Below are 9,806 nucleotides of genomic sequence, written 5' to 3'. Positions count from 1 at the left end.
GTTTTGCAGTACGCCGCAGCTCACCCGAATTTTGGGCATTTAGCGATCTTGTGCATCAATGGTATCGCCAAGATCAACCCATTGAGTTTGGTTTGCTCGATTACAACCGTTTCGAAAACCGTTGAACCAAGTTCTTCCCCTTAAGAAAAAATTTTCTTAAGGGGAATCCTTTGTACACATCCATACGTATCAAGCAGTGCTATTCATTTTTACTCTGGCCGCGTGCTATGAAATAAAGGGGATAGGCTAAACTTGTCCTAGATAGGATAGAATCCATTATTGTGTTGTCCTAATGTTTGACATGCACTATGCAGAGAGCCATCACAGGAGGTATTGGATGAACATTCGTGATCGCATCGAAGCCATTGAGCAAGAAATTTATGTGGCTTGCTCAGAAGGAGATTTGGCAACGGTCAACTTACTCGAACAGCAATTGGAGCAGCTACGCGGTAAAGCGCAGCCTTGGTCTGATGAGCCTTACGCTCCTGAAGGACGAGATTACTGGGATAGTGACTGGCGTTGATGCCTAATAGCTAATAGACAGTTAAGGAAGCCGAACGTGAATCATTCGGCTTCCTTTTAATTATGTGCCCAGAATCAACAACGGCAGGCTTAGCAACGTATCTCCTGTCGAAGCAAAACCGATGATGATGGCAATCAATCCACTGACTAAAGCAAAGTACCAGACGGTGGACACCATTTGTGCATAACGGTTGAGGGGTAACAAATGACTGCGATGGCGCTGACGCCACTCAAAAACAATATCCAGTGCGCCCATCAAAAGTAAGAAACCAAACAGGGTTAAGCCCAAGCTGTAACTTAACGCAATCCCACCAAGAATCGCGAGCACACAGAGGATTACCCCCATTTTACTGTTCATCGAAAAGCTCACGCTTTTGAGAATGTGCCCGCCATCCAGCGGTAAAACAGGCAATAAATTAAACAAATTAAGAAACGCATTAAATACTGCCAGCGCTGCCCAGAAAGGCGAATCCGTCACCCAGTACACCCCAACGAGCAACAAGGACAATAGGAAACCAAAACACGGTCCCATGATCGAAATCACCACGTCTTGCCAACGGGTATTGATCTTTTCATCGCTGAGGGCGAGTCCACCAAGGAATGGCACTAGATAGATGCCTTTGGTTTTCATGCCAAAATATTTCATGGCTCTTACATGACCATACTCATGGAAAACCAAACAGCCGATCAGGGCGAGCGCAAATTGAAACGAAAAAAGCCAAGAGTAGGCAGCCAAACTGGCCGATGCCATGACCACTTTGATCATTTTGGCACTTTTGAGTGCTTTCATCGCTAAAGAGACAAGGCCGATAACACTGAATCGACGTTCTACCTTAGGGGCCTCATACGGTGTTTGGCGTTCAACATCCTTTTCACTGCGCATGCCTTGCGCCACAAGCTCACCGTTGAGTTTGGTTTGGTACTGTAACTGAAACGGTTGCCAAGTCAGTACGATCTCGAGACAACACTCCAACACATGCTCCCCTTGAGTCAGTTGGAAATGGTGTTGAATATCCCCTTCATACTGTTCTTGTGCTGGGCGCTGAGCAACCAAAATGTTGTCCCAAAACAGTTGCTGCCAACCCGCCATCGTCCCTTCAAGTCTTAGTGGCTTACCTAAATAATCAATGCAAAGCAGTTCCAAAGCTCAATCCAGTCGTCAAAAAATGATGCTGCATTATACCGAATGCCTTGAGAAGAAGCAGAAATTTACTCTTTTTGAGCCAAGTGATTGGCGCAGAAAAGCGGTGTTTTGCCGGAAATTACCGAATATCCCTTTAAATTCTGAGTTTAAAATGGATAATACGCGCTTACATTTATTTACAAGGTGGGTACTATGTCTACTGAAGCAACTTTACTTGAACGCTGTCAATCACAATGCGAGCTATGCGCGGCCTCTGCTCCTCTTTCTCCTTTTGTGGTTGCTCCGCATGCCCTCGTCACTGTCGATCACGCAGTGATGCTGTGTGACACCTGTAAAGGACAAATCGAAAACCCAGAAACGGTGGATATGAACCATTGGCGTTGTCTGAATGACAGTATGTGGAGCCAAGTTCAACCTGTTCAGGTTCTCGCATGGCGCCAACTGAAACGTATTTCTGAAACGGAAGGCTGGGCTCGTGATCTGCTGGATATGATGTATCTCGATGAAGAGACCGCTAAGTGGGCAGAAATTGGCATGGACGATGATGCGGAAAAACCACGCGATGTAAATGGTGTCGAGCTGAAAAAAGGTGACGATGTCACCGTCATCAAAGATCTACCAGTCAAAGGCTCAAGCATGGTCATCAAACAAGGTACTGCAGTACGCGGTATCGCGTTAACCGAAGATCCAAAGCACATTCAAGGTAAGGTGAACGGCCAAACCATGTACATCATTGCTGAGTATTGCCGTAAAAAGTAATCGATGATTGAGCGAGTGAAAGCTTGATTAAGATAATAAAGAAAAGGCGCTTTAGGCGCTTTTTCTTATTTGAAGCATATTCGTAGCAAATACGCCCTTCAAGAAACAAAAAAGTCGGCAAATGCCGACTTTTTAAACTCTATTTATGCTTAACGGTATAAACCCACATCTTTTTGGATGTGTGCTGACATTTCAGTCGCGTAGTAATGACGTGGCGCATTATCTACAAACAGAATGTCAAACAGATGAGCAATCAATCCTTTGAAGTTAACCGCGTAGGTTTTTTTATCCTTAGAGGTTGGGACTGTCATTGTTCCCATTTGCATTGCCTGAGCCATGATTGCCTCTCTTGAATCGGTAACTTACTTTGTTGAGGTGAATATTAGTCAATGCACATCTGGTTAGAAAATGACTAATTTTGACGATTTGGATTACTAAAACTAATGAAACAATGCATTAACATGCTGCCATTTAGATATTCAACAAGTCACGAAAAAGTTCAAACTTTAAGCGCCTTTCACGCATAACTATTACGCCATTTTTTACAACACAAAAAACTTTAACAACTTATTTACTAAAAATATTTTTATCTCCCCATGACTCTACTCAACAGCGAGGCACAGGGAGATAACATTTGAAATTTAAGAGACTTTCTCTGCGATGGGTTTGGATTGAGAACGCTCACGGAGTACAGACGCGATCACCGCCGTGCTCATGGTCACCAGTAGCACGCAGAGTGAGATCGGCGTTGGAATTGCCCAAGCTGAATCAACTAACATCATCTTCACCCCGATAAACATCATAATGAAAGCCAAAGCTGGTTTAAGATAGAAAAATTTATCCATCATGCCTTGAAGTACAAAATACAGAGAGCGCAGCCCCAATAAAGCAAACACGTTCGCTGCCAGCACTAAAAATGGCTCTTGGGTCACGGCAAAAATCGCAGGAATCGAATCTAAAGCAAACATCACATCCATGAACGCAATAACGCCAATCACAATAAACATCGGGGTTACCCACCACTGCCCTTGCTGCTTACAGATCAATGCATTGCCTTGATAATCTTTCGTCACGTTGAAGCAACGACGAATCAAACGTTCAGGCAGTGGGTTAATCGACTCTTCACCTTTATCGCGAGCCAATTGGATCCCTGTCCAAATCAGAAACAGAGCAAACACGTATAAGATCCAGTGATATTGACTGAGCAGCTGCGCCCCCACGGCAATCATGATCGCACGTAAAACCAGCGCGCCGATCACCCCCCAAAGTAAAGCTCGTGGGCGTAAATGCTCTGGCACTGAATATTGATGAAAAATAATCGCAAACACGAACAAGTTATCGACACTTAACGACTTTTCGAGCAAATAGCCGGTAATAAAAGAAAGAGTGGCTTTCTCGGCACTGTAACTGCTGTGAGGGGCGTACCATTGCCAGCCGTAATAAAGGCTAATCGCAAAGACAAACGCGAGAAGAAACCAGACGATGCTCCAGATGGCCGCTTTTTTGATCGTGACATTCCCACCACGGGTTTGCCAGAGATCAACGGCTACAAGAGTTAAGGTAAGTAGGCCAAAGCCAAGATAAGTGATTGGGGACATATTTTCCTCCGAAAACGGAAGATCTTGCTTCGTCGCCAGACATCAAGACCTTCCGCATACCAATGATTCCTGCAACAAACGCAGTATTGAATGCGTTGGTCTCGTCGAAGCGTTGAACTTGGATTCAGAGCTTATATTTGCCGGTTGAGCCAAACTCAACGTGATGACGACAAATAAACCTAAGGCGACTACTCCCCAAAACGTCGCCATTCTATGCCTGTGGTTTGACCGTGTCTAGTACAAAAAAAGGAGCCATATTCAATGACTCCTTCACGTTCGGCTTACCATTTTTCTATACACCATTGCGTAATGATTACACTCCCGCAAACGGCAATAGATAGATAAGGGCGGACCATATCCCCACCCAAGCCACTACCACTAATGTATCGAACCAATCTCGGCTTAACATGTTCTCCCTCCCCTTGCTCAGCAATATTGAGCAAAAACTAGGCAGAACAAAGCAAGCTGTATGCCAACCTACTTGATCAACTTAGTGTTGACGTGACATCCAAACCACTTGGAGTCACAGATAGGCAGCAAGGCAAAGAGATATCCGTTTTAATGATGGTGGCATTCACAAGCATCATGCGCATCAAAAGCAAGCAAGGACGGGCAGTCCGACAGCAGCTCAATAAAGGCATCGGCCATAGAAACCTGTGTCACCATGCCCTCTCCTTCCATATCAAGCAGCGCATCATACCCTTCTTTGCCTTTCATGGTATAAGCGGAAGAGGTTCCCCAGTACAAGGCTTCAGAATCCACCGCTTGCCACTCACCATCTAATTGGATCTGCAGTTGTGTAATGCGTTGACCTATGGGCTTATCCGCTAAGTATTGATAACGCAGGTGATGGCAATATGGATAGCTGCCTGAGCCTGTTCCTTGCACGCCATTACTGAGCGCGTTATTGATCGCACCTTCCAGAGCGCGTGCGATCACTTCCCCTTTCACTTGGTAAACGCCGATCGGCACGGCAAATGGCAAAAGCTTTCCTGCCACATCGGCAACCGAGATGCTACCCGGCAAAATTGACGTACGGACACCACCCGCATTATGGATGGCAAACTGAACGTCTAAGCCACGCTTATTCAATGCATACACAAATGCTTTCGCGACCAGAGGGGCAATCTCACTGCCGCCTTCAGCATCCGGTATGCGCAAATGGCGTAAAGTGCGATCCGCGTGAGCGATAATTTGTTGTTGCAGTTGACGCACTTGGGGTATGTATTTTTCCTGCAATAGATTTTGCACCACAGAATCTTTTTTACACACCACCACATTCGGATGGTTATCCACTTCATCACGCGCTTGGCTATAACGCTCACTGATCTGCTCTTGGCTCATACTGGCATCAACAAACATCCGACGCCCGAGCAGTAGCTCATTCCGCCCTTCAAATCGGGTCACCTCACCATTGGCGGCAAAATCAATCTGACAATGGCCAAGAGTAAGCGCGTAAAATCCAGCTTGAACGATATAGGTGTGATTGATTTTTAAGCCATATTCATCTTGACTGCCGAGGCCAAGGGCTGAGAAATCACCTTGTAGTACATGGCTATGCCCCCCCACAATCACACTGATCCCAGACACTTGTTCCGCTAATGCAATGTCACCGTCATAGCCTAAGTGACTCAGCAAAATGATCTTATTGATGCCGTGTTGGTGGATTGCCGCAATCGTCTTTCGTGCCGTTTCGATGGCGTTCACAAACGGAGTATCACTGTCTGGGTTGGCAATATCGGCCATCTTATCAATCGACAGGCCAAAGATAGCAATTCTTTCACCCTGCGCCTTTTTCTCAATCCAGCGTGCATGGCCCTGAAGCGCATCATAACTGTAGACTTTAGGGTTGCTCCCCAAACGCAGCGATTTGCTGTCTCGTTCTTGTGATAAATCCCAGTTGCCCGCCAACAAAGGAAATTGAATGCGCTGCGCGAATTGAGCAACAGGATAATTTCCCATATCCAATTCATGATTACCGATGGCCATCGCGTCTAACTTGAGTGCATTGAGCATGTCGGCATTCGCTTTACCTTTGAACAGCGAAAAGTAGAGTGTTCCTTGGAAACAGTCTCCCGCATGTAAAAACAGAAATTCGCGCTGCATGCGCTGCGCATCATCGCGTAATTGGGCAATACGGGTTGCAATTCGAGCAAAGCCCCCAGCACTGACAAAGGGTTTTAAAATGTCCGCATCATGTTCCAGCGTCAGTTGTAACGAGGTAGGTTCAAAGTAGGAATGGGTGTCATTAATGTGTGCCAGCGTGATCGACGCTGGCTGATTTTTTCTTCTCATAGGCATACGTCTTCTCTCTTTTCCACTCCTATCCTAGCCCGCCGATCATGACAGAATCGTGACTTTTATGAAACCTCTCTGAAATTTTAGTGACGCTAAATAACTTATGTCACATTTTCTTGGCCTTATTCATTACAAAAATGTGAACTCTGGTTTGAAAAACCAAGCTTAACACCCTGCTTATATTGGGTTTTTCCTTTATTCTTAAAGAAAACCTCATAAGATAGCCCACACTATAGGCACTGGTGAGGAATCTAAGGAGCAGCCTATGCATTTAGAGCGAATTGAAATCGCTGGTTTCCGTGGCATCCGCCGACTATCACTGACCTTTGATGAAATCACCACACTGATTGGAGAAAACACTTGGGGTAAATCGTCTTTGCTGGATGCCCTATCGGTAGTATTGCCTGCGGATGGCACTCTGTACCCATTCACCCTGCAAGATTTCCACGTTGATTACTCCATTGCCGATGCGCAGACGCAAAATTTGCAGATCATCCTTGTTTTCGCCGCCAGCGACCTCCATGAGCCCAAGGCTGGGCGCTATCGCAAACTCAAACCGCTCTGGCAAACCGATGAACAAGGGGCACAAAAAATCATTTATCGGATCAGCGCCTCAAGGGTCAAATATGACATCAGCACTCAATACGCTTTTCTAGATTTAGAGGGCAACTCACTCACTCTGCATCACTCAGAAAAATTGGCGCAAGAGTTGATGAGTTTACATCCAGTGATCCGCTTAAAAGATTCTCGACGTTTTGAAAAATCGCTCGCCAATGGCAACGGCAAGAATGCTCGTGTCGAGAAACGAATCAGCAATACGTGGCGACGTTTAATGGCGACGCCCGGACACGTTAACAAAGGCGAGATCCGCAGCAGTTTGAGCGCAATGAACTCTCTGGTTGAGCACTACTTTTCGTTCAAAAGTCAAAGCCGGAAAAATCCGCGCCGCGAACGCGACAGCTTACTGTATGCGGCCTCTCCGAGTGAAAAAAGCCTCAGCCAAATCATTCATGAAACCAAAAATAAACAGACTAAGCTGCTGCTTCTTGGTTTACTCAACGCGTATTTACAAGGCAAAGGACCCAAAGAGCTGCGCCGCTGCGCTCGGCCGATTTTGATCATTGAAGATCCGGAAGGTCGTTTGCACCCTACGCACCTTGCCCGAGCTTGGAGCTTTTTAGATTTGCTCCCCATGCAGAAAATTCTCACCACCAACAGCAGTGATTTACTGGGGGCGGTGCCTTTGCATTCGATTCGTCGTTTGGTGAGAAAATCCGATCGCACCATTGCGACCTCCGTTTCGCAACGCAGTTTAAGTCGAGATGAGTTGCGCCGCATTGGTTTCCATATCCGCTTTCACCGCTCGGGAGCGCTCTTTGCTCGCTGCTGGCTTCTGGTTGAAGGTGAAACGGAAGTGTGGCTATTTAACGAACTCGCCCATCAATGCGGATACAACTTAGCTGCAGAAGGTGTGCATATCATCGAATTTGCTCAATCAGGGCTAAAATCCTTAATCAAGGTTGCACGTGCGTTTGGTATTGACTGGCATGTTGTGACCGATGGCGATCCTGCGGGGAAAAAATACTCGGCGACCGTACGAGGATTACTGGGACATGATCAAGAGCGACATCGCTTAACCGAATTGCCCGATCGAGATATTGAGCACTTCCTTTACTCGCACGGCTTTGAATACTTCTTCAAAGAGCTGGTTAAAATTCCTCATGACCACCCGATCCCCGCCAAAAAAGTGGTCTCTAAAGTTCTGAAAAAACACGCGAAACCGGATTTGGCTTTAGCGATCGTTTCACATTGTGAAAGCAATGGGACAGAGTGTATTCCTGTACTCCTACGCTGGACGTTAAAACGAGTCATCACAATGGCAAACGGCAATACCTAGGATTGGTAAAGGTTTTCATCTACACACGGATTTAATCTCCCCCACCTAGCTGGGAGCTCTTACAAAAAAGCCACACAAAATTGTGTGGCGGTATCTAAATTCTTTCGATACGAATTATCAGGGGTACTCTTTACCAATCGTTTTTTACCAATAGGCTTTTTAACCTGTAGATTCTTTCACCTATCGCTTTTCTGCCAATCGTTTCTGAGAAAAGTTTCACACCGACCTTCACGCTTAGCGAGAAGTCATTTCGCTCACGATGGTCGTTTGTTCAGCGCGAGGTTGCTTGAGCTTGTGATGTAACCAAAGACCACTGGCTTTCATCAGATAACCAAACACACCACCGAGCATTAAAGACGGGATCACCAATTGCCAGTTTCCTGCAGCAGCAAAGGTTGCGCAGCAACCGATAAAGGTACCTGGGATATAAGCCAACCAGGATTTTTGCGCTTGGATACACATGATAAAAGCCACTAAAGCCGTCACAACGTAACCGATAATCTCAATGCCAACCCATTGGCTGGCATGAATGATCACCATTGCCCAGAAAACACCCGTTAGGTTGGTTAATAAGCTCTGACCTAGCCCTTTCAAGCCATCTTTAGGGGACGCAAAGTAGCTCGTACAGCCAAGAAAACCAGCCCATGAGAGCAAGCCGAGTGAAACCGCAATCCATCCCCAAACACCAGAGAGAATTCCTGTGGTTAACGCAATAGCAAACAGAGTGCTCATATCCGCCTCATACATGCTGAAAATTAAGGCGACATGCTAACCGAAGAAAATGGGAATATTAGTGATTAAAATCACAATAAAATGATAATGGAAATCTTCATTACATTCATTTGGTGACGCAACCGATAAATCAACAGATTCAGGAAATATGATACTCCTTATAAGATGCTTGGTTTTCCTTTCATCATGCGTAATCCTTCACGTTTAATGCACTCAGCCAGTGGGTTTTCTTCCATATCTGCACGCCAAATAAAAGAGAGAGTACGCTCCATATTGAGCTCCGGCACATTCAGTGCAACCAGTAATCCACTTTCGATAAAGCGTTCGACATCCAAATACGGTAGGCAAGTCAAATAAGGGCCATTGGCCACCAACGTGCGTAACACTGGAACATGTTCATATTCGCGCCAAACATCTAAGTCTGGGATTAACGGATGGATCACACTATCAAAAATATTGCGAGTCCCTGCTCCTTGCTCGCGCAGAACCCATTTCGCCTGTTCAAGCTGAGCAAGACTGACCGATTCACGTTTCGCAAATGGATGATGTGCCGAAGCGACAATCGTTAAGTGATCGCGACACCATACCTCTTGATAGATGCGGTTGTCATCGCAGCGTCCTTCAATAATCCCAAGATCGTATTTATAGTCGAGAACGCCTTCGATCACTCCCTTGGTACTTTTCACACCCAATGAGATGCGAATCTCAGGAAAGTCACTATCAATAATACTGATGAGATCAGGCACCAAGTGTTCCGCCGGAGTTTGACTCGCGCCTAAGCGAATCTCACCACTTAAGAGATGTTGATCATAAAAGCCCATTTCAATCTGCTGGGCATCTTGCAGTAAACGCTTTG

Annotated in this window: 10 protein-coding genes; 4 read left to right on the top strand and 6 right to left on the bottom strand. The window is 45.9% G+C overall.

The genetic code is table 11. The annotated features are described in order from the left end of the window. The coding region (locus GOU96_RS15805; protein ID WP_267782838.1) for a fatty acid cis/trans isomerase at nucleotides 1-125 on the top strand (125 nt) is incomplete at its 5' end. A gap of 212 nt (nucleotides 126-337) precedes the next feature. Continuing rightward, nucleotides 338-523 (top strand): hypothetical protein, encoded by a 186-nt coding sequence (locus GOU96_RS15800; protein WP_001025949.1) that lies wholly within the window; start codon nucleotides 338-340, stop codon nucleotides 521-523. Nucleotides 524-583: 60 nt separating this feature from the next. Here the strand turns inward: GOU96_RS15800 and GOU96_RS15795 are convergent, their stop codons facing one another. After that, nucleotides 584-1,666 (bottom strand): site-2 protease family protein, encoded by a 1,083-nt coding sequence (locus GOU96_RS15795; RefSeq protein WP_219659244.1) that lies wholly within the window; start codon nucleotides 1,664-1,666, stop codon nucleotides 584-586. Nucleotides 1,667-1,858: 192 nt separating this feature from the next. On the opposite strand from GOU96_RS15795, the gene GOU96_RS15790 reads away from it, so the two are divergent. Continuing rightward, nucleotides 1,859-2,425, top strand: coding sequence for a PhnA domain-containing protein (locus GOU96_RS15790; protein ID WP_000102406.1), 567 nt, complete (start codon nucleotides 1,859-1,861; stop codon nucleotides 2,423-2,425). Nucleotides 2,426-2,574: 149 nt separating this feature from the next. On the opposite strand, the gene GOU96_RS15785 is transcribed toward GOU96_RS15790, so the two are convergent. The 3 genes from GOU96_RS15785 to GOU96_RS15775 form a co-directional block, all read right to left on the bottom strand. Next, nucleotides 2,575-2,763: a hypothetical protein gene (locus tag GOU96_RS15785; protein ID WP_000035884.1), complete on the bottom strand. Its 189-nt coding sequence runs from the start codon at nucleotides 2,761-2,763 to the stop codon at nucleotides 2,575-2,577. A gap of 303 nt (nucleotides 2,764-3,066) precedes the next feature. Beyond that, nucleotides 3,067-4,023: a TerC/Alx family metal homeostasis membrane protein gene (locus GOU96_RS15780; protein WP_000074625.1), complete on the bottom strand. Its 957-nt coding sequence runs from the start codon at nucleotides 4,021-4,023 to the stop codon at nucleotides 3,067-3,069. A 558-nt stretch (nucleotides 4,024-4,581) separates the two neighbouring features. Continuing rightward, nucleotides 4,582-6,324 carry a bifunctional metallophosphatase/5'-nucleotidase gene (locus GOU96_RS15775; protein ID WP_113628900.1) on the bottom strand — a complete coding sequence of 581 codons (1,743 nt, stop codon included), beginning with the start codon at nucleotides 6,322-6,324 and terminating at the stop codon, nucleotides 4,582-4,584. 262 nt (nucleotides 6,325-6,586) lie between these two features. On the opposite strand from GOU96_RS15775, the gene GOU96_RS15770 reads away from it, so the two are divergent. Then, entirely contained in the window at nucleotides 6,587-8,218 is a 1,632-nt protein-coding gene (locus tag GOU96_RS15770) for an ATP-dependent endonuclease (protein ID WP_000549956.1), read from the top strand. A 234-nt stretch (nucleotides 8,219-8,452) separates the two neighbouring features. On the opposite strand, the gene GOU96_RS15765 is transcribed toward GOU96_RS15770, so the two are convergent. Together GOU96_RS15765 and GOU96_RS15760 are read right to left on the bottom strand one after the other, a co-directional pair. Beyond that, nucleotides 8,453-8,950, bottom strand: a complete 498-nt coding sequence (locus GOU96_RS15765; RefSeq protein WP_000105488.1) for a DUF1097 domain-containing protein — start codon at nucleotides 8,948-8,950, stop codon at nucleotides 8,453-8,455. Between the two features lie 158 nt (nucleotides 8,951-9,108). Beyond that, nucleotides 9,109-9,806, bottom strand: a 698-nt coding sequence (locus tag GOU96_RS15760) for a LysR substrate-binding domain-containing protein (protein ID WP_324702010.1), incomplete at its 5' end; no start/stop codon positions are given.

Source organism: Vibrio sp. R-1 (genome assembly GCF_035615595.1).
GTDB classification, from domain to species: Bacteria; Pseudomonadota; Gammaproteobacteria; order Enterobacterales; family Vibrionaceae; genus Vibrio; species Vibrio cholerae.
Note: the sequence above shows the minus strand (reverse complement) of the source record. Positions and strands in the feature narration are given on the sequence as shown.